This window comes from Paenibacillus sp. FSL R7-277, assembly GCF_000517965.1.
Classification (GTDB): Bacteria; Bacillota; Bacilli; order Paenibacillales; family Paenibacillaceae; genus Paenibacillus_AQ; species Paenibacillus_AQ silagei.
In genome coordinates this window covers 23,477-49,915 of record NZ_ASPX01000003.1, presented here as the reverse complement: position 1 = coordinate 49,915, position 26,439 = coordinate 23,477, and the positions used below count along the sequence as shown (strand labels likewise).

Genomic DNA, 26,439 nt, shown 5'->3' with positions numbered 1-26,439 from the left:
CAATACCCATAATTTTTATGCTTGCTTAATACCGAAATTATAATGTTTACCGGAGGTGGAAAGGTTGCTGCATATTTTATTTGTCTGCACAGGTAATACCTGCCGTAGTCCCATGGCCGAAGGGCTTCTGCGGAAGCTTGCGAAGGAGCGGGGCATTCATGTGGAGGTGCGGTCTGCCGGAGTTTCTGCTGTCCCGGGTACTTCCATATCCAGACATGCTGCGGGCATTCTGCAGGATGAAGGGATTCAGGACCGCATCGTATCCTCACAGCTGAACGGGGAGGCAGTGGCTTGGGCCGATCTGATCCTTACCCTGACAGGAGCGCATAAGCGGCACTTGCTGCAATATTTTCCTGACGCTGTTACCAAGACCCATACCCTTAAGGAGTATGTCCAGACGCAGGAATCCGTGAACGCCGATATCCGGGAGCTGGACAGCTTGTATGCAGATGCGGAGCTGAATCTGGCCCTGGGCACCGAGCCGGATGCTGCGGCTATGCAGCGTATGATTGAGATCCGCCAGCGTATCCCCAGCTTCGATATCAGTGATCCGTTCGGCGGCTCGCGTGAAGATTACGAGCTGGCGGCTGCCGAGATCCGTACGGCGCTGTACAGTCTGCTCGATAAGCTTGAATCGCTGAGACGGCTTTGAAGTGGTTGATTTTTTGCTGACTATCCCTTAAGATGTAATAAATATGATCCGGTTCCGGTGTAACTGGCGACAAGTGTGGATGAAACCACGATGGAGCACCTGGAATAAACGGCCGGTCGCCTGGGCAAAAGAGCACATCCGCAGTTCAACCTGCGGACTGCTCTTTTTTGTTTAAAAGTTGCATCTCCATGGAAATCAGAAACGGTTGAAGGGGGCGGTAAGATGGAGGAAGTCCTGAAGCAGAAGTCAGGGGATGACCGCTTATCCGGTATGGCGGCTGCAGAGCAGCAGCTAACGGGCGGCGGGGAGTTTTCTTTGGCCGCAGCCACTGCTGCGGTAACGCGTGAACTTGCAGTAGCGGGCCAGCTCGGTCCGGGGAAGATCCTGGTCGTCGGAGCCAGCACAAGCGAAGTGGCAGGGAAGCGGATTGGGACAGGCGGTGCGCTGGAGGTTGCGCGGCAGCTGCTGGAGGGGATTACGCAGATTGCGGATGAATTTGGTTTTCACCCGGTCTATCAATGCTGCGAGCATTTGAACCGTTCGCTGGTGATGGAACGCGCTCTGCTGGAATCCCTTCGCCTTAGAGAGGTGTCGGCTGTGCCCATTCCAGGAGCCGGAGGCTCCATGGCTGCTGCGGCCTACCAGTCCATGACAGATCCGGTACTGGCAGAGACGATTGAAGCTCATGCCGGTATAGATATCGGGGAGACCCTGATTGGCATGCATCTGCGCCGGATTGCCGTACCTTACCGGCCTAGCCTGCGGTATATCGGGGCTGCCCGGGTAAATGCCGCATGGAGCAGACCGCCGCTGATCGGCGGGGAACGGGCCGTGTACCGCACGCCTGAGACTAGCGGTTCCGTGAATTGTGACTGAAGTGAGAGGTTTTAACTAATACCACATAAATCAGAGTTACAGGGAGGAAATTAGAAACATGGAACAATTGCGTAAAAGTGACCCGGCAGTACTGGAAGCGATGGGCCTCGAACTGAGCCGCCAGCGTGCGAACATTGAACTTATTGCCTCAGAGAATATTGTAAGTGAAGCCGTCATGGAGGCCATGGGCTCCGTGCTTACCAACAAATACGCCGAAGGTTATCCCGGCAAGCGTTACTACGGCGGCTGTGAAGATGTGGATATCGTAGAGAACCTGGCCCGTGACCGTGCCAAGGAGCTGTTCGGTGCAGAGCATGCCAACGTGCAGCCGCATTCCGGCGCACAAGCTAACATGGCTGTATATCTTGCTGCCCTTAGCCCTGGCGATACCGTACTGGGTATGAATCTGGCGCATGGCGGCCATTTGACCCACGGCAGCCCGGTGAATGCCTCCGGAATTCTGTATAACTTCGTGGCTTATGGCGTACAAGAGGATTCCTTCCTGATTGATTATGATGAAGTGCGCAAAGCTGCCTTCAAGCATCGTCCCAAAATGATCGTTGCCGGTGCGAGCGCGTATCCGCGTACGATTGATTTTGCCGCACTCGGTTCGATTGCGAATGATGTGGGCGCTTTGTTCATGGTCGATATGGCTCATATTGCCGGTCTGGTAGCTGCCGGTCTTCACCCGAGTCCGGTTCCTCATGCCCACTTCGTGACTACAACTACGCACAAAACCCTGCGCGGTCCGCGCGGCGGGATGATTCTGTGCAGACAGCCATGGGCTGCCGCGATTGATAAAGCAGTCTTCCCTGGTTCCCAGGGCGGACCTTTGATGCATGTGATTGCGTCCAAAGCCGTATCGTTCGGTGAGGCGCTGCAGCCTTCATTCAAGACTTATGCCGAGAACGTAGTTAAGAATGCCAAGGTACTGGCAGAGACCCTTGTTGGCGAAGGTATTAATATTGTATCCGGCGGAACCGATAACCATCTGATCCTGCTGGATACCCGCAACCTGAACATTACCGGCAAGGTCGCTGAGAAGGTGCTGGATTCCATCGGAATTACAGTCAACAAGAACGCGATTCCGTTTGACCCGACGAGCCCATTCGTAACCAGCGGTATCCGCATCGGCACACCGGCTGTTACTTCACGCGGTATGGATGAGCAGGCTATGGTTACAATCGGCCGGATTATTGCTGCTGTCCTGAAGAATCCGCAGGATGAAGCTAACTTGACTCAGGCGGCCCGTGAGGTAGCCAAGCTGACTGAACAATATCCAATTTACCCTGGATTGCAGTACTAATCAGAGTCCTCTAATAATCGCCTTTGCGTACCCGGTTCCGCCGGAAGTACGCAAAGGCTTTTTATTTGCTGCGTTGCTGTTACATAATGTTCACAAATACCTGCCGGGAAAACGTTTGAATTATACTGAAAGTTACATGAAAGTTCATGGAACTTTCATTAAAAGTAGTGAAAGAACTGTGAATAGTATTAAAAGCGCTCAATCGTACAAACTAAGCTTTGTTTTATATCCAAAGAGGTGGATATATTGACTTAAGCTTCCATGGGCTGGGAGTCTGCAGGAAGCCGGAGGACTCGCGGATCCGTCTATCTGTAGGTGAAAAGCAGTCTTGGTGATGATATAATAGATAGGATTTAGCCACCTGAGAAGCCGAGTGCTTACTTTGGCTATAAATAAGACTTACAATTACCGGAGGGACAACATGGGAAAATTGGTGATTTGCGATCATCCATTGATTCAGCACAAATTGACATTCATTCGCGATGTGCGGACCAACACAAAAGACTTCAGGGAGCATGTCGATGAAGTAGCCACACTTATGGCTTATGAGATTACACGTGATATCCCGCTGGAGACCATTACGGTGCAGACGCCAGTGCAGGAAACGCAGAGCAAGGTGATTTCGGGAAGAATGCTCGGGCTGATTCCGATTCTGCGCGCCGGTCTTGGCATGCTGGAAGGTGTTCTTAAGCTGCTTCCTGCGGCGAAGGTAGGTCATGTAGGTCTGTTCCGTGATCCGGACACCCTGCAGCCGGTGGAGTACTACATTAAGCTTCCTACGGATGTCCAGGAACGTGAGCTGATCGTAATCGATCCTATGCTGGCTACAGGCGGCTCTGCCATTGCGGCGATTACCTCGCTTAAGAACCGCGGCTGCACTCAGATCAAGATGATGAACCTGATTGCTGCCCCGGAAGGTGTTGCGGCTGTACAAGCTGCTCATCCGGATGTGGATATCTATGTTGCAGCGCTTGACGATCATTTGAATGATCACGGATATATCGTTCCGGGCCTCGGAGATGCCGGGGACAGACTGTACGGAACCAAGTAAGAAGCACAGATAATGATAGAACGAACACAATAGACTGCAGCTTTCAGAAAAGAGGGAAGGGCTTATGTCCAAAATTAAAGTAATGACGATTTTCGGAGTGCGCCCCGAAGCAATCAAGATGGCGCCTCTGGTTCTGGAACTGAACAGACACCCTGAGCAGATTGAGTCCATTGTCTGTGTAACTGCGCAGCACCGGGAGCTGCTGGATCAGGTGCTTGAGGTGTTCAAGATTACCCCGGATTATGATCTGGACGTAATGAAGGACCGCCAGACGCTTAATGAGATCACGATCCGGGTGCTCGAAGGCCTGGAGCCGGTGCTCCGCGAAGTGAAGCCGGACCTCGTGCTTGTACATGGCGATACCCTGACCACCTTCCTGGCCAGCTATGCGTCTTTCCTGCAGCAGATTCAGGTTGGGCATGTGGAAGCAGGTCTTCGGACATGGAACAAGCTTTCGCCTTATCCGGAAGAAATGAACCGTCAGCTGACAGGCGTGCTTGCTGATCTGCATTTTGCTCCGACCCATTGGTCAGCGGGCAACCTGAGACACGAGAACAAAAAAGAATCAAGTATTTATATCACAGGCAATACCGTAACCGATGTGTTTCAATATACCGTACAGCCGGACTACCGGCATCCGGTCCTTGATTTTGCTTCAGGAAAAAGACTTATTTTGATGACGGCGCACCGCAGAGAATCTCAAGGCGAACCGCACCGTCATATTTTCCGTGCAGTCAAAAGAATCGCTGATGAATTTGAAGATGTAGCCATTGTGTATCCCGTGCACCCGAGTCCGGCAGTCAAGGAACCGGCGCATGAGATCCTCGGCGGACACCCTAGAATCAAGCTGATTGATCCGCTGGATGTCGTTGACCTGCATAACTTTTATCCGCATACCCACCTGATATTGACCGATTCCGGCGGCCTGCAGGAGGAAGCTCCCTCCTTTGGAGTTCCTGTGCTTGTGCTGCGTGATACAACCGAGCGCCCGGAAGGGATCGAGGCCGGAACACTGGAGCTTGTGGGAACGGACGAGGAGAAGGTGTATCAACGGACACATGCTCTTTTGACCGATCAGAACCTGTATCAGTCGATGAGCCGGGCCGCCAACCCGTATGGAGACGGCAAAGCCTCCGAGAGAATTGTCAATGCGATTTTGCACCATTTCGGAGCCGCTGAAGAACGTCCAGAAGAATTTCACACAATGTTCACAAATGATAAAACAGGGCAAGACAACTAATATACTAACGTTAATAAAAGCAGCATACAGTTAAACTGTACGGTTTATATGGTTTTGGTGTATTTTGCTGTGATTATTTTCATATTTTCATGCGATTTTGGGCAATTTTCTGTGAATTGACAAAGAGTCTGGATATTCAGTAAAATTAGTTGGGATTGTAGCCTATGAAGGAACCAAAGAATGAGCCTGGACTGGGGCGCACGGCTCTAGTACTCGGGGGTGCGGGCAGCTTGCTCGCCGCTTACATTGTAATAGGCTTTTTTGTGGCAAAGTGGCTGCGCAATCTGATGGACGGACCTGCCTTTTGGCTGGCTATCGGAACAATTGCCGGGTTGATTCTCGGAGTTGTGAATGTTGCTTTGCTAATCAAAAATTTTTTGGGGGAGCAAAATGGATAATATGACTCCCGTAATCAATATCGTCACCAGGGTGACAGTAATCATTATGGCAGGATTGGTAATGGGGTGGGCTCTCCATCATGAGACCCGTGCAGTTACTCTGGGAATGACACTCGGCTTACTGGCAGGACTGGTTAACTTCCGTTATCTTGCCCTGAAGGTCAGAAGAGTGACAGAAGCAGTGGCGAAGCAAGGGAAGAGCTCCTTCAGCCTTGGTTTTGCTACAAGAATCAGTTTTGGAATTCTGGTGACCATGTTCTCAGTCAAATACGAACATTTCTCGCTGGAGGCAACGATTATCGGCCTGTTCATCCCCCAGCTTCTGGCTATTCCCGTGGGGATATATCTAGGAATCAAGAATAAGCTGTAGCCATATTAAAGAGAAAGGGGGATGATACTATGCACGAAATGCCTTTAATCTATGTTGGCGGAATACCGATTGACCTGTCTGCTGTGCTAATGCTGGTAATCAGCTCGGTGATAGTGTTCGTACTGGTCATGCTCTCCGTCCGCAACCTGTCGGTTGAGAATCCGTCCAAGCTCCAGAATTTCATGGAATGGGTGGTTGAATTTGTACAGGGACTGATCAGCAGCGCCATGGATCTGAAGAAGGGAAAGCCTTACATATCACTGGGATTGACGCTGATACTGTTTATCTTCGTCTCCAATCTCCTTGGTCTGCCGTTTTCCGTTATTACAGAGGCCGATGGTCCGGTTACAGTCTTCGGACATGTTATCGAAGCAACTAAGAACCTGGCCGATGGCGCGCATGCTGAGATTCTGTGGTACAAATCGCCGACTGCAGACATCAACGTAACCGCAGGACTTGCGATCGTTGTGTTTGTACTCATGAACTACTTAGGCATCAAGCTGAACGGCAAGCATTATTTCAAACATTATATTGAGCCGTTTCCAATTTTCTTGCCGCTGAACATCATTGAGAACCTGGCGAAGCCAGTGGCGCTTGCCATTCGTCTATTCGCTAATATCTTTGCCGGCGAGGTTCTGATTACCGTCATTCTGAAGCTGGGACTGTTCAGTATTCCGTTCCTGGCCATCTGGCAGGGCTTCAGTATCTTTGTCGGGGCGCTTCAGGCCTTTATCTTTACGATTCTGACGATGGTCTACATCGCACAGATGACGATCCACGAGGAAGAAGCGCATTAATAAGCTGCCGTGAGGATAGCGGCAGGTGCCGGAAACCTTCGCGGGAGATTTTATATTATTAACACATTACAAAAAGAACCGAAATTAAAGGAGGATATTTACAAATGGAATTTTTAGCAGCAGCAATCGCGGTTGGTTTGGGCGCACTCGGCGCAGGTCTGGGTAACGGTATGATCGTCAGCAAGACGGTGGAATCTATCGCCCGTCAGCCGGAAGCACGTAACGCACTGCAGACAACAATGTTTATCGGTGTAGGTATCGTGGAAGTTATTCCTTTGGCCGCTACAGTTATCGCGTTCCTGATCATGTTTACTTAATAAACCGTTTTTACGGTTTGGCGGGGAGGGCAAGTGCCATCCGCGCCTTACTTTTGTATATGTCCGCAAGCCGCGGTAACGGAAGGGAGTGACCTCAGTGGATATCATTTGGACAAATATAGTATTTTCTATTGCTGCTTTCGTAATTCTATACTTCCTGCTCAGCAAATTTGCCTTCAGCAAGCTGTTCGGAATTATGGAGAAGCGCCGCGAAATGGTGCTGCAGCAAATGGATGAAGCAGCCAAGACCAGAGAGCAGGCGGTCGCTTATGTAGAAGAGCAGAAGCAAGCCCTGCAGCAGGCACGCCAAGAGGCACAGGCTATCATTCAGCAGTCCCAGGCTACCAGCAACAACCAGGTTGACAAAATTCTTGAGCAGGCTCACGTGGAAGCAAGCCGTCTGAAAGACGAAGCGGTACGTGACATTGAGAACGAGAAGAACAAGGCGGTAGAAGCGCTGCGAAGCGAGCTGGGTACAGCCTCGGTCCGCATTGCCTCGAAGCTGCTTGAGAAGGAAGTTGCAGCTGACGGCGAACAGGAACAGCTTGTTGATCAATACCTCAAAGAGGTAGGAGGCCGATCATGAGCCGCGACACGGTAGTTGCCGGGCGCTATGCCAAAGCCTTGTACAGTGTAGCGGTGGATGAAGGCATTACGCTTCAAGTGGAGGAACAGCTGAAGTTAGTCGTTGAAGTGCTTGATAACGATGCAGAGGTGAAACGGTTTATCCTGGCACCCCGCATCTCGCAATCCGACAAGCTGAATGTGCTGCGCGGAACACTTCAAGGTAAAGTCTCGGAAGCCGTAATGAACACTGTTGAGTTATTGGTAAAGCGGGGCAGAACCGATATTTTCGCAGAGCTGCTGGCTAAGTATATCAAGATTGAAGGGGATGCCCTTGGCATTGGCTACGCTACTGTCTATTCCGCTTATTCCCTGAACCAGGCAGAACAGGACAGTGTTGCGGCTGAATTCAGCCAGCTTACTGGCCGTAAGATTCGTGTAACCAATGTGGTCGATACAAGCCTGCTCGGCGGACTGAAGGTCGTCATCGGCGATACGCTGTATGACGGAAGTCTGGCCGGTAAGCTTACGCGTCTTGAGAAATCCTTTAATGATAAGCAAAGAAGATAGGGGTGAGGATATTGGGCATCAGACCTGAAGAGATCAGCACTTTGATCAAAAGTCAAATTGAGCAATATAAAGCCGATATCGAAGTGGCCGAAATTGGCACCGTCATTCAAGTCGGCGACGGTATCGCCCGTGTCTACGGTCTGGAAAACGCAATGGCAGGGGAACTGCTGGAGTTCTCCAACGGGGTAGTAGGCATGGCGCTTAACCTGGAAGAAAGCAACGTCGGTGTTGTTATTCTGGGTGAATACAAAGAGATCCGCGAAGGCGATCAGGTTAAACGTACCGGTCAGATCATGCAGGTTCCGGTTGGCGAAGCCATGCTGGGCCGCGTAGTGAATGCACTGGGCCAGCCGCTTGACGGCAAGGGACCGATCGCTACTACAGAATTCCGTCCGGTTGAACATAACGCACCGGGGGTTATCGACCGCAAGTCGGTACACGAACCGATGCAGACGGGTCTAAAAGCAATCGATGCCATGGTGCCAATCGGCCGCGGACAACGCGAGCTGATCATTGGTGACCGTCAGACAGGTAAGACTGCGATTGCAATTGATGCGATTATCAACCAGAAGGGCAACGGGATGAAGTGTATCTATGTTGCTATCGGACAAAAACAATCTACTGTAGCACAGGTAGTAGAAACCCTGCGCCGTCATGGCGCGCTGGATTACACTATCGTTGTAACCGCGTCGGCTTCCGAGCCTTCTCCGCTGCTCTATATTGCTCCGTACGCAGGCTGCGCTATGGGCGAATACTTCATGTACAAGGGTGAGCATGTGCTTGTCATTTATGATGACCTGTCCAAGCAGGCTTCGGCTTACCGCGAATTGTCCCTGCTGCTCCGCCGTCCACCGGGCCGTGAAGCCTTCCCTGGTGACGTATTCTATCTGCACTCCCGTCTGCTGGAACGTGCTGCCAAGCTTAGCGATGCGCTTGGTGGTGGTTCATTAACCGCGCTGCCATTCATCGAAACACAGGCTTCTGACGTATCGGCTTACATTCCAACGAACGTAATTTCGATCACAGACGGCCAAATCTTCCTTGAATCGGACTTGTTCAACTCCGGTCAGCGTCCGGCGATCAACGTAGGTATCTCCGTATCCCGTGTAGGGGGCTCCGCACAGATCAAAGCCATGAAGAAGGTCGCCGGTTCCCTGCGTCTGGATCTGGCTCAATACCGTGAGCTTCAAGCCTTCTCCCAGTTCGGCTCCGATCTGGACAAATCAACGCAGGCCCGTCTGAACCGCGGCGCGCGTATGATGGAGATTCTGAAGCAGGGTGTGAACCAGCCGCTTAGCGTTGAACATCAAGTGCTTAGTCTGTACACCGCTGTCAAAGGACATCTGGATGATATTCCTGTCAAGGACGTTAAGCGTTTCGAGAAGGAATTCCTGGCCTTTATCGACAGCAGTGCAACTGAAATCCTGAAATCCATCGCGGATACCAAGGATCTGACAGCAGACAACGAAGCAGCGCTCAAGGATGCCATCGAGAAATTCAAAAGAGGCTTTGCTACAAGCTAATATATAGAGTTTACCGTTTATGCTTACGAAGTTAGCTTTGGTACGCCAAAGCTCAGCTTATGCTTACGAAGTTAGCTTTGATCTACGTCAAAGCTCTAAGGTGGTGAAATCATGGCAAGAAGCATGCGCGATATTAAACGTCAAATTAAGAGCGTTCAGAACACCAGACAGATCACCAAAGCGATGGAGATGGTCGCTGCATCCAAGCTGCGCAAGGCGCAGGAGAAGGCGGAAGCAGCCCGTCCGTATTCAGAGAAGCTGAAAGAGGTCGTCTCGAGTATTGCTGCCGGTACGCAGGATCTCCAGCACCCGATGCTGATCAGCCGGCCTGTCAAAAAAACAGGTTATCTGATCATCACCTCGGACAGAGGTCTTGCCGGCGGCTACAATGCGAATATTCTGCGTAAAGTAACGATGCTGATCGCAGAACGCCATAAGTCCAAGGATGAGTATGCGCTGTTTGTGATCGGGCGCAAAGGCCGTGACTTTTTGCGGCGCCGTGAATATCCCATTGTAGAAGAAATCACCGAGCTGTCCGATACCCCGAAATTTGCCGACATCAAGTCGATTGCCTATTCGGCGGTTAACCAGTTCGAAACAGGCGTCTATGATGAGATCTACATTTGCTACAACCGGTTCGTTAATGCGATCAGCCAGGTTCCGACTGTAGACAGACTTCTGCCTATGGAAGGCGTTGGGGAAGGCGGGCATCACGGAGCATCTGCTGCGTATGAATACGAGCCTTCACCTGCAGGCGTGCTGGAGGTTCTGCTTCCGAAATATGCCGAAACTTTAATCTATGGTGCTCTTCTGAACGGCAAGGCCAGCGAGCTGGGAGCCAAGATGACAGCGATGGGCAGTGCAACGAAGAACGCGTCAAAAATGATCGGAGAACTTAGGCTTACGTACAACCGTGCCCGTCAGGCGGCCATTACGCAAGAAATTACCGAGATCGTGGCTGGTGCGAACGCGCAGTCTTAATATGAGTGGGCTTAAGGTCCATATGTAACAGCTTTCGAGGAGGGAAATGAAGATGAACAAAGGACGCGTTGTGAGCATTATGGGTCCGGTTGTCGATATTGAATTTGAACGCGGCCAGTTGCCCGAGATATTCAACGCCATCAAAATAGTTGCGAGCCTCAGCGATGGCCGCAGCATGGATCTGACTCTTGAAGTTTCCAATCATCTTGGAGATAACCTGGTGCGCTGTATCGCCATGTCCTCTACAGATGGACTGGTTCGCGGGATTGACGCTATTGACCAGGGAGCGCCAATCTCGGTTCCTGTGGGTGAAGCAACACTTGGCCGCGTATTTAACGTACTTGGTAATCCAATCGATAACGGTGCTGAAGTGGTGGCGGCTAGAAACCCGATCCACCGTCTGGCTCCTACCTTTGATGAATTGTCAACTCAGGCAGAGGTTCTGGAGACCGGAATTAAAGTTATCGACTTGCTGGCACCCTATGCCAAGGGTGGTAAAATCGGCCTGTTCGGCGGTGCCGGCGTAGGTAAAACAGTAACCATCCAGGAATTGATCAACAACATCGCACAGGAACACGGCGGGATCTCCGTATTCGCCGGCGTTGGCGAGCGGACACGTGAGGGGAATGACCTCTATCACGAAATGACCGATTCCGGCGTAATCAAGAAAACGGCCATGGTCTTCGGACAAATGAATGAGCCTCCTGGCGCGCGTCTGCGTGTAGCACTGACCGGTCTGACTATGGCGGAATATTTCCGTGATGTGGAAGGCCGCGATACGCTGCTCTTTATCGATAACATCTTCCGCTTCACCCAGGCGGGTTCCGAAGTATCGGCCCTGCTCGGCCGGATGCCATCTGCGGTAGGTTACCAGCCTACGCTGGCTACAGAAATGGGTCAGCTGCAGGAACGGATTACGTCCACGAAGAAAGGCTCTGTTACATCCATCCAGGCGATCTACGTGCCTGCGGATGACTATACTGACCCTGCACCGGCTACGGCATTTGCCCACTTGGATGCAACGACCAACCTGGAGCGTAAAATCTCCGAAAAAGGGATTTTCCCTGCGGTTGACCCGCTGGCTTCCAGCTCGCGGATGCTGGCACCGGAAATCGTCGGCGAAGAGCACTATAACGTGGCACAAGGCGTTAAGCAGCTGCTGCAGCGTTATACCGAGCTTCAGGATATCATTGCCATCCTCGGTATGGATGAGCTGAGTGAAGAGGATAAGGTCATTGTGGCCCGCGCCCGTAAGGTTGAGCGCTTCCTGTCCCAGCCTTTCCACGTAGCAGAGCAGTTCACCGGCTTCAAGGGCAAATATGTGCCGATCAAAGAAACCGTACGCAGCTTCAAGGAAATCCTGGAAGGTAAGCATGATGATCTTCCGGAAGTAGCGTTCCTGTTCGTAGGCACGATTGAAGAAGCCGTGGAAAAAGCGAAAACGTTGTAACCCTAAGCATGCTTATGCTGGGGGATCGGGCTTTATTCTGTAAAGCTTTGAGGAGGAATGGAAGTGAATACCTTTTTGCTCGAAATAGTTACTCCGGAGCATCTGGTCTACTCCAAGCAAGTGAACAGTCTGACGGTACGCGGCGTGAATGGTGAACTGGGGATTCTCCCGGGACATATTCCGCTCGTCACCCCGCTTCAGGTTGCTCCGCTTAGCGTTAAGGCGGACGGCGTTACAGTCTCCATCGCTGTGCATGGCGGTTTCGTTGAAGTGCACAAAGATAAGGTAACGGTGCTGGCTGAAAGTGCTGAGCTGCCCCGGGATATTGATGTGGAGCGCGCTGAAGCGGCTAAGGAGCGGGCTGAGCGCCGCCTTAAGCTGCAAAGCAAGCAGGATGAGATCGATCACCGCCGTGCGGAGCTGGCATTGCAGCGTGCTGTAACGCGGATCAAAGTTTCGACCGGCAAAGGACAACAGTAGCAGATAAGCGGTCAAGCCCTGGGCTTGACTGCTTTTTTTAGAATTTATATGTTTTGGGGCCCCCGCAAAGTACCTGAGTCATCATCGAAGCTAAAGCCCACTTTGTGGGGTAATTTAGCTAGCGCAAATCTAGCAGATTATGAACATATCGTCATCAGATCTGCATATAAAGACCCAATTGTTTAAAATTTCGTAAAAGTACTGGATTCTTTTCCCCTGCACAAGTATGATATAAGAGTCGATTTCCGAGTACCTAACACAGGGGGCTAATATGAACACACGCTTATCCGCTGAGTTGTCGGGTGCGATCGGCACCAGCAATATGATTTCGATGATTATCTCTTTGATCTGCGTTGCATTATCCTGGTGGTCACTTCAGAACCTTAAGCTGGATTTGGTCATAAGATATCCCAAGAGCCCTCAGGGCAGACTGCTGCACCTGCTCTTGGCGATTGTTCTGGGTCACTTCGTGGCCGGGTTCCTGCTTGATTACCTGGGCTGGAGCGGACTTATCGCACGGATGTTTTAACGGCAGCGGCTTTGGTTATATCTGTATAGGCCAACATAGTGAAAAAAGTGTCGAATAATAAGGTTTTATTATGTCAACACTGAAGTTAAGCAAGGAATCTGCACCTAAGACGCAATGGCGGAATATTCAATATCTTAACAGACGAATTTTAACCTCAAAATTAATTTCAGAAATAATGGACGCGGAGGGAAACCGAAATGAGCAAATTTATCGTCCGCGGTGGCAACAGATTGACCGGGAGCGTGAAAGTCAGCGGCGCAAAAAATTCCGTACTACCGATCATAGCCGCCTCTCTATTGGCAGAAGAAGGAGTCAGCGTCATTGTGGACGCACCTCCGTTAGACGATGTAATGACGATTAACAAGGTATTGGAATCTCTGGGTGCAGGTATTACATACCAGAACGATGTGATTGAAGTAGATGCCACTAATATTACTTCCTGTGAAGCACCATATGAATGGGTACGCAAAATGAGGGCTTCTTTCCTGGTTATGGGCCCACTCCTGTCCCGTATGGGGCATACTCGTATTTCTCTGCCTGGCGGTTGTGCCATTGGAACTAGGCCGATTGACCAGCATTTGAAGGGTTTTGAAGCGCTTGGGGCCGAGATTAGTCTGGGCCAGGGCTATATTGATGCGAAAAGTAACGGGAGACTTCGCGGCGCCAAGATTTACCTGGATGTGGCCAGCGTAGGTGCGACCGAAAATATAATGATGGCTGCCGCGCTTGCCGAAGGCACCACAGTGATTGAGAACGCCGCAAAAGAGCCGGAGATTGTTGACCTTGCCAATTACCTGAACGGGATGGGCGGCATTGTACGCGGAGCCGGTACCGGAGTGATCCGGATTGAAGGCGTTGAGCGTATGCACGGCGTAAGACATCATGTCATTCCTGACCGGATCGAAGCTGGAACCTACATGGCGGCAGCGGCGATTACGGGCGGTGATGTGTATGTTGAGGGAGCTATTGCCGACCATCTGGGTCCGGTGATTGCCAAGATGGAGGAAATGGGCGTTACGATTATCCCGGATGAGAACGGAGTCCGTGTCATCAGCGACAAGCCGCTGAAGGCTGTCGATCTCAAGACATTACCTTACCCGGGATTCCCGACAGATATGCAGTCACAGATGATGGCGCTGCTGCTCCGCTCGGAAGGAACCAGCGTAGTGACAGAGACTGTCTTCGAGAACCGGTTCATGCATGTGGATGAATTCCACAACATGAACGCGGAGATCAAGATTGAGGGCCGTTCTGCAATCGTGACCGGCAATGCCAGTCTGGTCGGCGCTAAGGTATGTGCTACGGACCTGCGTGCAGGAGCTGCGCTTATTTTGGCAGGACTTGTGGCGGAAGGCACTACAGAAGTTAGCGGAACGCATCACATTGACCGCGGATATGTGCACCTGGCTGAGAAGCTGTCAGGACTTGGTGCGGACATATGGCGGATTTCCATGGAAGAGTCGGCTGTTCCTGCTGCGAAGGAAGAAGCGCTTAAGCCTGAACCGGCCAGAAGCGAATCCTCCAAAGCCGAAGAGATCAGACCCCGTTTCCAGATTCAGCCGTCTTGGGTATAATAGTTATTCTTAAAAATATGAGGACCAGCCGCTTAGCGGCTGGTCCTTTTTTGAAATATAAGAGTTTATATGTTGCACACGATAAATTATCCTTCTATTTCTCGCTGAAACGGTACCGTCCTTTAAAAGGACGGCAAAGCCGTTTCCACTTGGGAAATTTACCTTATATGTTCCGGGGGATTCCGCAACTCTCTTTCTCTCAAAATCCCGTTCTAGCAGGTGCCGCAAATTCATATCTATAAGAATCACCGGTGCTTACGGAAGGAGCCATAGAGATGAAAGAGTTAATCAACCTGCGGCGCATTCTGAAGCGTCCGCGCAGCGTAGCGCGCGTGCGGCGGCGCGGCGCACACCCGCTGCGGCGGCTGGCCCCCGCCGCCTGGCTGGCAGCGCCCCTGCTGGCGGCGCTGCTGCTGCCGCTGGCTGTTGTCCCGCAGCGCGGGGGACAACGGCCGCCGGCGCCCCCGGCCGTGCCGCAGGCCACGGCCGCTCCGGCGCCGCCGGCAACGGCTGCCGCAGAGGCGCCGCAGCCGGAGGTCTCCGTCTATTTGTCGCGGAGCGGACAAATTGAGACCCTGCCGCTGGAGGAATACGTCAGCGGCGTACTGGCGGCCGAGATGCCGGCCGAATTTGAGCTCGAAGCGCTCAAGGCGCAGGCCGTAGCGGCCCGCACGTTCATTGCCCGCCGTCTGGTCGCCGGCGACCACAGCGGGGTACCCGTTCCCGAAGCGGATGTGAGCGATACGGTAAGCCATCAGGCTTACGTATCCCAGGCCGTGCTGGAACGGGACTGGGCGTCCGGCAGCAAGCGCGCCGGCCTGGCGAAGATCCGCCGCGCGGTCTTGGAGACGCGCGGGACCATCATGACCTATCAGGGGCAGCCGATCACGGCTTCCTTCTTCGCCTCCAGCGGAGGGTATACCGAGAACTCCGAGGAGTACTGGAATGCTGCGGTTCCCTACCTGCGCAGTGTAGCCAGCCCGTGGGAGCTGCAGATCACCCCGAACCTGGCGGTAAGCTACACCTTCAGCAATTCGGAGCTGCGCAGCAAGCTGGGCCTTGGAACCAAGGACCTTCCGGCAGCAGCCAGTCTGGGAGCTTCGGGCAAGGCAGTGCCGGTCTCCGCTCAATCCTCCACCAGCTTGCCAGCGGAGGTGTTGTCGCTGACAGCCGGCCACCGGATCAAACAGATCTCTATCGGTGGGAAGGTGTTTACCGGGCGGAAAGTGAGAGAGAAGCTGGGGCTGCGCTCGAGCCAGTTCACCTGGAAGCGCCAAGCGGGGAAGGTGCAGATCACCACGTATGGTAACGGCCACGGTGTCGGCATGAGCCAGTGGGGGGCGAACGGAATGGCGAAAGAGGGCAAGACCGCGACCCAGATTCTCAAACACTACTACAGCGGGGTCTCTTTTACCGGAATCTCAACTCTCCTGAAAAAATAATCTGCAAGATACGTATAAAAGCGAAGCGCCCGGTAACACTGGTTACTGAGGTGATAACCATATGAATGAACAAGACAAAATCAAATCAACCCATGATGAATCTCTCAAAAACAAGCAGGGAGATTCAGGCGCCAAGCCTTCTTCATGGAGCAGACTGTTATCCAAACGGTGGGTATTCCCGGCAGTCTACACGGCGGCAGCGGCACTTATACTAACCTTGGTGTGGGTCTATCAGGATGCCGGCCAGAAGCCGCTGAATCCCGACAACGCCGCGGTAGTATCCCAAGGTGAGGCCGGCAGCAAAACCGGAGCCGCAAACGGTGATCCCGAAGCCCTGGAAGTTGTCGCATCAGCCGAAAGCCTGGTCTGGCCTGTAGCAAGCCCGAGTGAAGTGGAAGTGGTCAAACCGTACTACGATGAGAACGGCACGGAAGAGAATCATATTGCGGCGATGGTGCAGTACAACAATACCTTTGTCACCAACACCGGAATTGATATTGCCCGTGAGGACAACAAGACGTTTGATGTGAAGGCGGCGCTCAGCGGTGAAGTCACCAGAGTGGAAGATGTTGCTGTACTGGGTAAGGTAATCGAGATTACCTCCCCCGGCGATTTGAAGACGGTCTATCAGAGTCTGGGTGAAACCAAAGTGAAGCAGGGCGACGAAGTGAAGCAGGGCGATACGCTGGCTACAGCGGGACGCAATGAGATGGAGAAGGGTCTTGGCAACCATCTGCACTTTGAAGTGCATGAGGACGGCAAGATTGTGAATCCTTCGGATCTGCTTCCGCAGCGCTAAGCCGAATGATCAGCAGGGGGCGGAAGCCTCCTGTTTTTTTCTACCTGAAATGGACAGTCCGGCAGGTTCTATTCTGGAAATGGGGCCGTGAAATGCAGTGAATTGGGTTGTCCGACAAATAAAATGAGCCTTCCTGAGCTTGTCATGTCCTGAAAGCGCGAATATATAGGCCCGCCCCTCATATAATGTACCAAACTATTCACAGTTGGGAGGCGGGAGCGTGCACGATTACATCAAGGAACGTACCATTAAAATCGGACGCTGCATCGTGGAAACCAGGCACACGGTCCGGACCATAGCCAAGGAATTTGGCGTTTCAAAAAGCACGGTGCACAAAGATTTAACCGAACGGCTGCCGGAAATTAATCCGGATCTGGCTGATCAGGTGAAGCACATTCTCGAATATCACAAGTCCATCCGTCATCTTCGGGGGGGAGAAGCCACAAAAATTAAATATAAGAAAACGACAGGTAAGAAGCGTGAGGTTGCCGTAGCCTCAAAGCCATAAGATTTTCGGATTTTCGCGCCATAATTCAGGTTTAGTCCATTGTACTCACCCCCTAAAGTATGGTATTTTTAAATTTGGTACAATCTTCTTTTCTCATTTAAAATAACACTTTGGGGGCTCTTTCATTATGCTTAGCAAGGATATCGGAATCGATCTCGGCACAGCCAACGTGCTCATTCATGTCAAGGGAAGGGGAGTCGTTCTGGATGAACCTTCCGTGGTCACACTTGAAAGTGATACGAAGCGGGTCCTTGCGGTTGGTGAACAGGCACGCCGGATGGTCGGGCGGACACCTGGAAATATAACGACGATTCGTCCGCTCCGTGACGGTGTAATCGCCGACTTTGCCATTACGGAAATGATGCTCAAATACTTTATTGACAGCGTTGGCGGCCGGACCTGGTATTCACGGCCCCGTATTTTGATTTGTGCTCCCACCAATATTACATCTGTGGAAACGAAGTCCATCCGTGAGGCGGCAGAGCGCAGCGGGGCCAAAGAGGTCTTCATGGAGGAAGAGCCCAAAGCTGCAGCCATTGGCGCAGGAATGGACATTTATCAGCCTAGCGGAAATATGGTCGTCGATATTGGCGGCGGAACGACGGATGTAGCCGTATTGTCTATGGGCGACGTCGTTACCGCCTCTTCCATTAAGATCGCAGGGGACAAGTTCGACGATGCCATTTTAAGATATATTAAACAGAAATATAAGCTACTGATCGGTGAACGCACGGCGGAGGATATCAAAGTGACCATCGGCTCGGTACGTCCGGGCGGTATGAAGGCAGAGATGGACATCCGCGGGCGTGATATGGTGAGCGGATTGCCTCAGACTCTTACCATTTCATCCGGCGAGGTGAAGGAAGCGCTGTGGGACCCGGTTTCGTCGATTGTGGCTGCGGCCAAGTCGGTGCTGGAGCGTACGCCTCCTGAGCTGTCGGCAGATATTATTGACCGTGGAGTGGTGTTGACCGGTGGAGGCGCCCTGCTTAACGGACTGGACGAGCTGCTCTCCGAACAGCTGCATGTTCCGGTCTGGGTGGCTGAAGATCCGATGCACTGCGTCGTCAAGGGCACGGGAATTATGCTGGATCATTTGGACAAGGTGGTTAAGAAAAAGTTCTAGCCTGCCGATAATAAGGGAAACAGCAGATTCCAGGAAGGGACTGACCTCATGCTCAGAGGATTATATACAGCCGCAGCAGGAATGGTGACGCAGCAGCGCAGACATGATACGGCGACGCAGAACTTGGTCAATTTAAATACTACGGGGTACAAGCAGGTCGACAGTGTCAGCCACGCTTTTCCCGAGGTGCTGGTCACCGCGATGAACGGGGGCGCTGCTAAGACTGTCGGACGGATCAATACCGGGGTTTTTGCCGAGCAGTCCGTCTCCCAATACCTGCAGGGCGACCTTATTGAGAGCGGCAAAAGCGTAGACTTTGCGCTGTCTACCGATCTGCAGGTCCCAGACCCGGAGAATCCGGGTACCAATCTTGCTTTTGACGGCTCGGGGAAATATATCAGTCCGGATGGCGAGGTTACTTACCGGCCCCAGGCATTCTTTACGGTTCAAGATAATGAAGGCAATAATTTATATACACGTAACGGAAGCTTTACCGTGTCTCCCACAGGGGAGGTACACAGCTTAGGAGGATTCAAGGTTCTCGATAGTAACGGCAATCCGCTGCAATTGAATGGACCGCAGGATACCCTAAAAGTGGACGGGCAAGGTAATTTGATTGATAATAGGACCGGGCAGCCTTCAGGCACCCGGATCGGAATCAGCGTCGTCACAAGACCGCAGGAGCTGGTGCGTGACGGCAACGGGGTTTTTCATGCTGATGATGCCGAGGCCGCAGACATCCGCTTTTCTAATGGAACGGATATTCTGCAGGTACGCCAGGGCTACCTTGAGAACTCTAATGTGGATGCCACTCAGGTCACTGTGGATATGAACGCCGCTTACCGCGCGTATGAAGCGAATCAGAAAGTGATCCAGTTCTACGACAGCAGCCTGCAGAAGGCCGTGAATGAAGTCGGCCGGGTATAGCCGGGCTGCATGGACCATTACTCATGGTGTAAGCCAGTTTCTTCTTATCAAGCTAGTAGGAGGTTAGACCTGTGAACAACTCGACAATCGGTGCTTCTGTCTCAATGGCCAGTCTGCAGCAGCGGCTGGATATTATAGCGGATAACATTGCCAATATGAATACCAATGGTTATAAGAGCAAGCAAGGCTCGTTCGAGGATGTGCTTACCCGTGTACAGCAGCAATCCAAGGATTATAACCAGCCTGGGCGCAGCATGCCGCTGGGCTTCAATATCGGCTTTGGTGTGCGTGTGCCTACAGTGTCAAGTAATTGGGAGGAAGGCACGCTCCAGGAGACAGGGAAGCCTACGGACTTGGCGCTTCAAGGCAATGGATTGTTCGGCGTTCAGGTGAACGGTGAAACGGCATATACCCGCCAGGGGAATTTCCACTTCACCCCGGATACGGCCAATAAGGATAAGATGATTCTTGTGGACAATACCGGCAATCCTGTGCTGGGTGCTAACGGTACTCCGCTCAGCGTAGGGGCTAATGTAAGTGCTGCTATTGATGAGCGCGGGCAGGTGTGGACCAAGACGGATGAGAAACAGCCGCCTGTCCTGGCAGGCAGCTTAATGATTGTTGAGCCGCTCAGCAAGAGTGCTTTGCAAGCTGTAGATGGTAACTTCTATGTATTGGCTGAGGGCGTAACAGCGCAGCAGGCATTCAAGGCTGCTACAGAGCCTTCGACAGTGGGCGTTCGCTCAGGCTATCTGGAATCCTCTAATGTCGATCTGAGCCGGGAAATGACGGAGATGATGCAGATTCAGCGTACGTATCAGCTTGCTGCCCGGGCGCTGTCCTCCAGTGACCAGATGCTGGGCCTGGCTAATAACATGCGCGCGTGAGGTGAAGGAATGAGTCGTGAGAAGGTTAAGACTGCACAGAAAGCAGAAGAGGAGCAGCAGCAGCCGGTGAAGCGGCGCAGGATTAGGGCCTGGACCATTATCCAGTGGTTCCTGATTCCATTGCTGCTGGTTGCCGCACTTGGCGGCGGGCTGGTCGTAGGGTATGTGATCCTCGGCAAAAAGGAACTAAGTGATGTGCTCCTGTGGAGCACGTGGAAGCATGTATATGATCTGGTGTTCGCACCTTAAAGTGTTATGGCATACCGATATCGGAGGCTCCCTTGTTGTGCAGGGGAGTTTTCTTTTTTATACTGAAAAATGTATAATGATGGCGTGCCCTAAGAGCGCCAAAAAGGGCCCTCTCCGCCATGCTGCCGCGTGCGGTGGAGAAAGCCCCTTATCTTAACCTCCACTGCTGCAGGTGGTGAAGGATAATTATAGTTTTTGCCGAAGCTGTCCATATTTATGCAGAGACGGCGGAGAATAAAACAAAAGTGCTGCTGTAGGCGGAGGTTCATAGACGCGGTTACAACCGAAGGGAGCTTTAATAATCATGATGAATACCAATCAAATTCAAGAAATCATCCCCCACCGGCCCCCATTTCTGCTGGTGGACAAAATTACAGAAATAGAAATGGGCAAACGGGCAGTCGGCATCAAAAATGTAACGGTAAATGAGCCTTTTTTTGCCGGACACTTCCCTGGCTTCCCGGTGATGCCGGGTGTGCTGATTACGGAAGCCTTGGCTCAGGTGGGCGCTGTGGCTATTCTTGGCGTAGAAGCTAACCGGGGCAAAATCGGTTTTCTGGCCGGGCTTGACGGCTTCCGCTTCCGCGGACAGGTTGTTCCCGGCGATACCCTTGTGCTTGAGGTAGAGATTACCCGGCTTAAAGGCAGTATCGGTAAAGGACAAGCCACTGCCAAGGTGGACGGCAAGACGGTAGCGTCCGGGGAGATTATGTTCGCACTCAGCTAGTTCCTGTTATAAACTTATATATTATAGATGGAGAAGGAGAGATTGACATGACTGGATTAAGCCCGAAGGCGCAGGAGACCCTGACACGCTGGCTGCAGGACCCTTCTGTCGACGAGAACACCAAAGAAGAGCTGAAGGCCCTTGCCGGTGAACCTAAGGAACTGGAAGAGCGATTCTATAGAGATCTTGAATTTGGTACAGGCGGTTTGCGCGGAGTCATCGGAGCAGGCAGTAACCGGATGAACCGTTATACAGTCGGCCGGGCTACTCAGGGCTTCGCTGATTACATTCTGGGACAGCATACGGGAGAAGGCAGACCCTCGGTGGTTATCGCCCACGATTCCCGGCGCTTCTCGCCGGAATTCACGCTGGAGGCTGCGCTTGTACTCGCCGGCAACGGAATTGAGACCCACCTGTTCTCTTCCCTGCGTTCTACGCCGCAGTTATCCTTTACCGTCCGTCATTTGAAGGCGTCTGGAGGCATTGTAATCACTGCCAGCCACAATCCCCCTGAATATAACGGATACAAGGTCTACAATGCCCAGGGCGGACAGCTGGTGCCGCATGAAGCGGAGAAGGTTATTGCTAATATTTTGAATGTGGACTCCTTCAACGGAGTGAAGCGCATGTCTCAGGAGGCTGCAGAGAGTGCAGGCCTGCTGCGCTGGCTGGGGGCCGAAGCGGACGAGGCATTTACGGATACGGTTGCTGCGGTAAGTGTCAGCCGTGAAGAGATTGCCTCTTCGCTGGGCCGTGACTTCTCCATTGTCTATACACCGCTGCACGGGACAGGCAATCTTCCGGTCCGCCGTGTACTGGAGAAGATCGGCTTCACTCAGGTACATGTAGTTCCTGAACAGGAACAGCCGGATTCCGAATTCTCTACCGTGAAATCTCCGAATCCGGAGGAACGTGAAGCCTTCACCCTGGCGATGAAGCTGGGCGAAGAGCTGAATGCGGATCTGCTGATCGGTACAGATCCGGATGCTGACCGTATGGGTGCCGTGGTTCGTGACAACGAAGGCGAATTTGTAGTGCTGTCCGGGAATCAGTCCGGCGCGCTCATGATTCATTATTTCCTGAGCCGTTTACAGGAACAAGGGAAGCTGCCGGCTAACGGCGCTGTAGTCAAGACCATTGTAACCAGTGAGATGGGCGCTGCTGTAGCCAGCCATTATGGCGCTACGGTATTCAACACCCTGACCGGATTCAAATATATCGGGGAGAAGATGAACCAGTTCGAGCAGTCGGGCGAGTATACGTATCTGTTCGGATATGAAGAAAGCTACGGCTATCTGGCCGGCAACTATGCCCGTGACAAGGATGCAGTCCTTGCTGCAATGCTGATCGCTGAAGCGGGTGCCTATTACAAGGCCCAGGGCAAGACCCTGTACGATGTGCTGCAAGAGCTGTATGCACAGTTCGGATACTTCCTGGAGAGCCTGGAATCCCGCACGCTGAAGGGCAAGGACGGAGTGGCCCAGATTCAGGGGATCATGAATGACTGGCGGACCAGCCCGCCGCACGAAATCGCCGGGGCATCCGTAACGCAGGTGCTGGACTACTCCATGGGACTGGACGGTCTGCCTAAGGAAAACGTGCTGAAATATCTGCTGTCGGACGGCTCGTGGTTCTGCCTGCGCCCTTCCGGCACGGAACCGAAGATCAAAGTGTATTTTGCCGTGGTGGGTGAATCCCTGGACAACGCCAAGCACAAGGTTGCGGAATTGACCAGTCAGGTTATGGCACGGGTAGACGGGAAATAATAAGCAATAGATAACTTCCCTGCGGAAACGGAGCTGCTCCAGATGGACAGACCTCCGTTTCCGCTTAAATTTGCCGGTGGCAAGAGGGTCGGGTCGGCAGCTGTGATGTAAGGCAATCAGCTTTAAAGTGAAAGAGGAGGTACTTTGGTGCAGCAGAAATGGCAACGCTGGAATATAGCATCACGCAAGTGGTTATGGATCATTATGGTGATAGGACTGATCGGTGCACTTCCGGTCGTATACGACCGTCTACAGACAGAGAAGTCTTCCAAATCGGTTGAGTTTGTCTTTGATTACCGCGATCTGGTTGAGGTTGCGAGCTACCGGGAGAACCCGCAGGATTATATCAACGAGCAGTTAGACCGGCTGAAGGCAGCCGGTGTTCAGAGTATGGCTATCTATGAAAATACATTGGAGGATTTCCGCAAGGCGCGCCGCCTGATGATCTGGGGAGCGTCTGATATCGCCAATCTTACCGATACTGTGATTCCGGAGAATGAGAACTATACATATGTCCTCTTTACCAGTGCGAAGAACAGTGAAATGCTCTCACCGGTTATCCGCGATGCCTTCAGCAGACTGGACATCCGGACGGAAGAATGGAACTACCGCGGCCAGCAGGGGCTGATCATCCAGACGCCGTTGGAGGATGCAACGCTCAAGCCGCTGCAGCCGGACCCGATTACACTGGAAATGCTGCACGGGAAGGGCTTCAACATTGTGCCCCGGCTTGTAGACTCTCTGGCATACAATCAGGATGCCGTGAAGAAGCTGCTGGACCGTTACGCCGAGCTTGGCGTCAAGCGGATTCTTTTTGAAGGAGAGTCTGTCAAAGGGTACTCCGATGATGCGGATACGGGCAGTCTGACCGTCTTCGCCGATCTCCTGAAGCAGCACGGGATGGGAATTGCGGCAATCGAGAATATTAAGGTTCAACAGAAGGGCTTCTCCAAGCTGGCCTATATGCTGGATTACAACGTGGCGCGCCTGTATTCACTCAGTGAGGCGGATTCCAGCCTGAAGACTGAAGTGATCGCAGACCGGTTCGCGCTGGGCACCAAAGACCGCAATATCCGTATGATCTATCTGAATACGATTCCTTCCAGAGACACTAAGAAGGCTGCTATCACAGATACGCTGGATAACCTGATTGAGAGTCTCAGCGGACCTGAGGGTGCGGTAGCCAAGATTGAGGCGAACGGCTTCAAGATTGGACAAGCTACAGCCTTTGATGTGAGCGATTCCTCCTTCCAGCGTTACTTCAAGCTGATTGCGGTAATCGGGGCGGTGGCTATGGTTGCGCTGCTGTTCTCCTACTTCATCCCTTGGCTTACTCTGCCTGTATGGGTGCTTGGACTGGTTGGAAGTGCAGGACTGCTGGTTCTGAAGCCGGCATTATTTGAACAGGCGCTTGCGCTTGCCGTAGCCATAAGTGCTCCTACCCTGGCTATAGTGCTGGCTATCCGCAAAATTAATGAGATGGGCCCTCCTTTACGCGCCAATCCGTTAACCTTTGCCGTAATGAGCCCGCGCCGCCGTCTGACCCATAGTCTCGTCCTGTATGTCAAAACCGCTTTAATCACCTTCAGTGCGGTGCCTTTCGTCATTGCGCTGCTGAATAATATTACCTATGCCCTGGTATTGGAACAGTTCCGCGGGGTAAGTCTGCTGCATTTGGCCCCGATCGGGCTTACTGCACTGTATGTGCTTTTGTACCGTGGAGAGTTTGCCTTTAACAAGACAGGTAAGCTGCTGCGGACGCCGATTACACTCGCTATGGTCATTGCCGCCGGTGTGATCGGTATCGTGGGGATGTATTATTTGAGCCGGACCGGGAATGCCGGAAGTGTAAGTGCACCGGAGAAAATCCTTCGGGTCTTCCTGGAGAATACCGTCGGGGTAAGACCGCGTAACAAGGAATTCCTGCTGGCGCATCCGCTCTTTATCCTCGGCGCATTCTTGGCCTATAAATACCGGAGTGCAGCCTTCATCATGATTATTGCTGTTATTGGGCAGTTGTCTATGGTGGATACCTTTGCTCATATTCATTCACCTGTGCTGATCTCGCTGATCCGCGGACTCCTGGGTCTTGGACTCGGCCTGATCATCGGTATTATCGCTGTTGGGGTATGGCAGATTGCGGAAGGATGTTGGAAACGATGGTCACCACTCCTCAAAAAATTGTAATCTCCGGCTTCTACGGCTTCCGCAACAGCGGAGACGAAGCCGTTCTGCAGTCGATTCTGAATGCTCTGCGCAAGCAGTCCCAGGCCGCCGGAATAACGCTTGCACCTGTGGTCTTATCCATTGATCCGGAGTGGACGGCTGCCACGTACGGGGTGGAATCTGTACACCGGATGAAGCTGGGAGAGGTCCGCAGAGCAATATCAGAAAGTGCGGGCCTGATCAGCGGCGGCGGCAGCCTGCTTCAGGATGTTACAAGCAGCAAGACCATTCCGTATTACCTTGGTATTATCAAGCTGGCCCAGTGGATGGGGAAGCCGGTATTTATCTATTCCCAGGGAATCGGCCCGGTGAACCGCAAGCTGTTTCATCCGCTGATCAAATCGATTTTCCGGAAATGTGCCTATATCTCCGTGCGGGATGAACAGTCCCGCCTGCTGCTTCAGTCTATGGGGCTTATTATTGATAAGGTAGAGGTAGTACCTGACCCGGTTATGGGTCTGGAGTTGCCTAAGGATATGAAGCCGGAACAACATACAGGAGCAGATCCGGTAGCTGGGCATACACATAGCTCCGGGCTGCAAGTTGTGCCCGCTACTGTAGGTGTCTCTGTCCGCTTCTGGGAGCAGTCCCGTAAGGAGCTGGACGCGTTGGCTGAAGGCCTGGTGAAGGCTTCTGCGGAGCAACCGCTCCATGTACGCTTTCTGCCCTTCCATCATTCTGCAGACAATGAGGCTTCCCGCTATGTAATGCAGAAGCTGGGCCGGAATATAGAAGACAATGGGGGATCGGTAACGATCCGTGAGGATGCACTTCATCCGCTGCAGATGCTGCGGGAGGTAAGCCAGTGCCAGGCGCTTATAGGTATGCGGCTGCACAGCCTTATCTATGCTGCGGGACAGCGTGTTCCGCTGATGGGCGTCTCTTATGATCCGAAGATTGATCATTTTCTTGGGCGGGTGGATTGTCAGCCGGTAGGCAAGACAGATACACTGGAGGCAGACAAGGTGGCTGCCGGGCTTCTGGAGCTGCTGAGCTCAGGGGAGCGATGGAAGCAGGAGCGGGAGCCGCTGATTGCCGCGCTCACCCAAGAGGCAGAGGCACCGGCCCGGCGAATTGTCCAATATTTCGGCCGTAAAGGATGAG

28 protein-coding genes and 1 riboswitch are annotated in these 26,439 nt (G+C 52.5%); all 28 genes read left to right on the top strand.

The window, feature by feature from the left end; all coding sequences use genetic code 11:
- Positions 1-64 precede the first annotated feature (64 nt).
- The 28 genes from C173_RS01580 (at position 65) to csaB (ending at position 26,438) form a co-directional block, all read left to right on the top strand.
- On the top strand, positions 65-652 hold the full coding sequence (locus tag C173_RS01580; RefSeq protein ID WP_036721738.1) for a low molecular weight protein arginine phosphatase: 588 nt from the start codon (positions 65-67) through the stop codon (positions 650-652).
- 49 nt (positions 653-701) lie between these two features.
- Positions 702-785, top strand: a riboswitch (ZMP/ZTP riboswitch).
- Positions 786-922: 137 nt separating this feature from the next.
- The gene (locus C173_RS01575) at positions 923-1,528 is read left to right on the top strand and encodes a TIGR01440 family protein (protein ID WP_051477754.1); all 606 of its coding nucleotides are present in this window, start codon (positions 923-925) and stop codon (positions 1,526-1,528) included.
- A 58-nt stretch (positions 1,529-1,586) separates the two neighbouring features.
- Positions 1,587-2,834: a serine hydroxymethyltransferase gene (gene glyA / locus C173_RS01570; protein WP_036721737.1), complete on the top strand. Its 1,248-nt coding sequence runs from the start codon at positions 1,587-1,589 to the stop codon at positions 2,832-2,834.
- Positions 2,835-3,255: 421 nt separating this feature from the next.
- A complete protein-coding gene (upp, locus tag C173_RS01565; protein ID WP_036721735.1) occupies positions 3,256-3,885 on the top strand; it encodes a uracil phosphoribosyltransferase in 630 nt (209 codons plus the stop codon).
- A gap of 64 nt (positions 3,886-3,949) precedes the next feature.
- Positions 3,950-5,125, top strand: coding sequence for a non-hydrolyzing UDP-N-acetylglucosamine 2-epimerase (gene wecB / locus C173_RS01560; protein WP_036721732.1), 1,176 nt, complete (start codon positions 3,950-3,952; stop codon positions 5,123-5,125).
- 164 nt (positions 5,126-5,289) lie between these two features.
- Positions 5,290-5,523, top strand: coding sequence for an ATPase F0F1 (locus C173_RS01555; RefSeq protein WP_051477752.1), 234 nt, complete (start codon positions 5,290-5,292; stop codon positions 5,521-5,523).
- Positions 5,516-5,893 carry an ATP synthase subunit I gene (locus tag C173_RS01550; protein WP_036721730.1) on the top strand — a complete coding sequence of 126 codons (378 nt, stop codon included), beginning with the start codon at positions 5,516-5,518 and terminating at the stop codon, positions 5,891-5,893. Before C173_RS01555 ends, C173_RS01550 begins: the two co-directional genes overlap by 8 nt.
- Positions 5,894-5,922: 29 nt before the next feature.
- Complete coding sequence (gene atpB / locus C173_RS01545; protein WP_036699217.1) at positions 5,923-6,690, top strand: F0F1 ATP synthase subunit A; 768 nt, start codon at positions 5,923-5,925, stop codon at positions 6,688-6,690.
- Positions 6,691-6,794: 104 nt separating this feature from the next.
- Complete coding sequence (atpE, locus tag C173_RS01540; protein WP_036699216.1) at positions 6,795-7,007, top strand: F0F1 ATP synthase subunit C; 213 nt, start codon at positions 6,795-6,797, stop codon at positions 7,005-7,007.
- Positions 7,008-7,104: 97 nt separating this feature from the next.
- Positions 7,105-7,593, top strand: a complete 489-nt coding sequence (gene atpF / locus C173_RS01535) for a F0F1 ATP synthase subunit B (protein WP_036721727.1) — start codon at positions 7,105-7,107, stop codon at positions 7,591-7,593.
- Entirely contained in the window at positions 7,590-8,141 is a 552-nt protein-coding gene (locus tag C173_RS01530; protein ID WP_036721725.1) for a F0F1 ATP synthase subunit delta, read from the top strand. Before atpF ends, C173_RS01530 begins: the two co-directional genes overlap by 4 nt.
- A gap of 11 nt (positions 8,142-8,152) precedes the next feature.
- A complete protein-coding gene (gene atpA / locus C173_RS01525; protein WP_036721723.1) occupies positions 8,153-9,664 on the top strand; it encodes a F0F1 ATP synthase subunit alpha in 1,512 nt (503 codons plus the stop codon).
- A 111-nt stretch (positions 9,665-9,775) separates the two neighbouring features.
- The gene (atpG, locus tag C173_RS01520) at positions 9,776-10,645 is read left to right on the top strand and encodes an ATP synthase F1 subunit gamma (RefSeq protein ID WP_036721721.1); all 870 of its coding nucleotides are present in this window, start codon (positions 9,776-9,778) and stop codon (positions 10,643-10,645) included.
- A gap of 52 nt (positions 10,646-10,697) precedes the next feature.
- The gene (atpD, locus tag C173_RS01515) at positions 10,698-12,095 is read left to right on the top strand and encodes a F0F1 ATP synthase subunit beta (protein ID WP_036721719.1); all 1,398 of its coding nucleotides are present in this window, start codon (positions 10,698-10,700) and stop codon (positions 12,093-12,095) included.
- 63 nt (positions 12,096-12,158) lie between these two features.
- Entirely contained in the window at positions 12,159-12,575 is a 417-nt protein-coding gene (locus C173_RS01510; protein ID WP_036699230.1) for a F0F1 ATP synthase subunit epsilon, read from the top strand.
- Positions 12,576-12,846: 271 nt separating this feature from the next.
- Positions 12,847-13,104: a DUF1146 family protein gene (locus tag C173_RS01505; RefSeq protein ID WP_036721718.1), complete on the top strand. Its 258-nt coding sequence runs from the start codon at positions 12,847-12,849 to the stop codon at positions 13,102-13,104.
- A 197-nt stretch (positions 13,105-13,301) separates the two neighbouring features.
- Complete coding sequence (gene murA, locus C173_RS01500; RefSeq protein WP_036699206.1) at positions 13,302-14,678, top strand: UDP-N-acetylglucosamine 1-carboxyvinyltransferase; 1,377 nt, start codon at positions 13,302-13,304, stop codon at positions 14,676-14,678.
- A gap of 275 nt (positions 14,679-14,953) precedes the next feature.
- A complete protein-coding gene (gene spoIID, locus C173_RS01495; RefSeq protein ID WP_036721713.1) occupies positions 14,954-16,120 on the top strand; it encodes a stage II sporulation protein D in 1,167 nt (388 codons plus the stop codon).
- Between the two features lie 61 nt (positions 16,121-16,181).
- Complete coding sequence (locus tag C173_RS01490) at positions 16,182-16,919, top strand: M23 family metallopeptidase (protein WP_036721710.1); 738 nt, start codon at positions 16,182-16,184, stop codon at positions 16,917-16,919.
- A gap of 220 nt (positions 16,920-17,139) precedes the next feature.
- Positions 17,140-17,427, top strand: coding sequence for a sporulation transcriptional regulator SpoIIID (gene spoIIID / locus C173_RS01485; protein ID WP_019915029.1), 288 nt, complete (start codon positions 17,140-17,142; stop codon positions 17,425-17,427).
- A 127-nt stretch (positions 17,428-17,554) separates the two neighbouring features.
- On the top strand, positions 17,555-18,553 hold the full coding sequence (gene mreB, locus C173_RS01480) for a rod shape-determining protein MreB (protein WP_036699265.1): 999 nt from the start codon (positions 17,555-17,557) through the stop codon (positions 18,551-18,553).
- Positions 18,554-18,601: 48 nt separating this feature from the next.
- On the top strand, positions 18,602-19,480 hold the full coding sequence (locus C173_RS01475) for a flagellar hook-basal body protein (protein WP_036721708.1): 879 nt from the start codon (positions 18,602-18,604) through the stop codon (positions 19,478-19,480).
- Positions 19,481-19,551: 71 nt separating this feature from the next.
- Positions 19,552-20,367, top strand: coding sequence for a flagellar hook-basal body protein (locus C173_RS01470; RefSeq protein WP_036721706.1), 816 nt, complete (start codon positions 19,552-19,554; stop codon positions 20,365-20,367).
- A 9-nt stretch (positions 20,368-20,376) separates the two neighbouring features.
- Positions 20,377-20,616 (top strand): DNA-directed RNA polymerase subunit beta, encoded by a 240-nt coding sequence (locus C173_RS01465; protein WP_036699259.1) that lies wholly within the window; start codon positions 20,377-20,379, stop codon positions 20,614-20,616.
- A gap of 304 nt (positions 20,617-20,920) precedes the next feature.
- Positions 20,921-21,343, top strand: a complete 423-nt coding sequence (gene fabZ, locus C173_RS01460) for a 3-hydroxyacyl-ACP dehydratase FabZ (protein ID WP_036721704.1) — start codon at positions 20,921-20,923, stop codon at positions 21,341-21,343.
- A 47-nt stretch (positions 21,344-21,390) separates the two neighbouring features.
- Complete coding sequence (locus C173_RS01455; RefSeq protein WP_036721701.1) at positions 21,391-23,109, top strand: phospho-sugar mutase; 1,719 nt, start codon at positions 21,391-21,393, stop codon at positions 23,107-23,109.
- A gap of 147 nt (positions 23,110-23,256) precedes the next feature.
- A complete protein-coding gene (locus tag C173_RS01450) occupies positions 23,257-25,296 on the top strand; it encodes a DUF5693 family protein (protein ID WP_036721699.1) in 2,040 nt (679 codons plus the stop codon).
- Positions 25,269-26,438, top strand: a complete 1,170-nt coding sequence (csaB, locus tag C173_RS01445) for a polysaccharide pyruvyl transferase CsaB (RefSeq protein ID WP_036721697.1) — start codon at positions 25,269-25,271, stop codon at positions 26,436-26,438. Before C173_RS01450 ends, csaB begins: the two co-directional genes overlap by 28 nt.
- The last annotated feature ends 1 nt before the right edge of the window (position 26,439 follow it).

Coding starts and splice junctions, on each gene's coding strand:
- C173_RS01575 (WP_051477754.1), top strand. CDS start 923: ATGGCGGCTGCAGAGCAGCAGCTAACGGGCGGCGGGGAGTTTTCTTTG.
- glyA (WP_036721737.1), top strand. CDS start 1,587: ATGGAACAATTGCGTAAAAGTGACCCGGCAGTACTGGAAGCGATGGGC.
- upp (WP_036721735.1), top strand. CDS start 3,256: ATGGGAAAATTGGTGATTTGCGATCATCCATTGATTCAGCACAAATTG.
- wecB (WP_036721732.1), top strand. CDS start 3,950: ATGTCCAAAATTAAAGTAATGACGATTTTCGGAGTGCGCCCCGAAGCA.
- C173_RS01555 (WP_051477752.1), top strand. CDS start 5,290: ATGAAGGAACCAAAGAATGAGCCTGGACTGGGGCGCACGGCTCTAGTA.
- C173_RS01550 (WP_036721730.1), top strand. CDS start 5,516: ATGGATAATATGACTCCCGTAATCAATATCGTCACCAGGGTGACAGTA.
- atpB (WP_036699217.1), top strand. CDS start 5,923: ATGCACGAAATGCCTTTAATCTATGTTGGCGGAATACCGATTGACCTG.
- atpE (WP_036699216.1), top strand. CDS start 6,795: ATGGAATTTTTAGCAGCAGCAATCGCGGTTGGTTTGGGCGCACTCGGC.
- C173_RS01530 (WP_036721725.1), top strand. CDS start 7,590: ATGAGCCGCGACACGGTAGTTGCCGGGCGCTATGCCAAAGCCTTGTAC.
- atpG (WP_036721721.1), top strand. CDS start 9,776: ATGGCAAGAAGCATGCGCGATATTAAACGTCAAATTAAGAGCGTTCAG.
- atpD (WP_036721719.1), top strand. CDS start 10,698: ATGAACAAAGGACGCGTTGTGAGCATTATGGGTCCGGTTGTCGATATT.
- C173_RS01505 (WP_036721718.1), top strand. CDS start 12,847: ATGAACACACGCTTATCCGCTGAGTTGTCGGGTGCGATCGGCACCAGC.
- murA (WP_036699206.1), top strand. CDS start 13,302: ATGAGCAAATTTATCGTCCGCGGTGGCAACAGATTGACCGGGAGCGTG.
- spoIID (WP_036721713.1), top strand. CDS start 14,954: ATGAAAGAGTTAATCAACCTGCGGCGCATTCTGAAGCGTCCGCGCAGC.
- C173_RS01490 (WP_036721710.1), top strand. CDS start 16,182: ATGAATGAACAAGACAAAATCAAATCAACCCATGATGAATCTCTCAAA.
- mreB (WP_036699265.1), top strand. CDS start 17,555: ATGCTTAGCAAGGATATCGGAATCGATCTCGGCACAGCCAACGTGCTC.
- C173_RS01475 (WP_036721708.1), top strand. CDS start 18,602: ATGCTCAGAGGATTATATACAGCCGCAGCAGGAATGGTGACGCAGCAG.
- C173_RS01465 (WP_036699259.1), top strand. CDS start 20,377: ATGAGTCGTGAGAAGGTTAAGACTGCACAGAAAGCAGAAGAGGAGCAG.
- fabZ (WP_036721704.1), top strand. CDS start 20,921: ATGATGAATACCAATCAAATTCAAGAAATCATCCCCCACCGGCCCCCA.
- C173_RS01455 (WP_036721701.1), top strand. CDS start 21,391: ATGACTGGATTAAGCCCGAAGGCGCAGGAGACCCTGACACGCTGGCTG.
- csaB (WP_036721697.1), top strand. CDS start 25,269: ATGGTCACCACTCCTCAAAAAATTGTAATCTCCGGCTTCTACGGCTTC.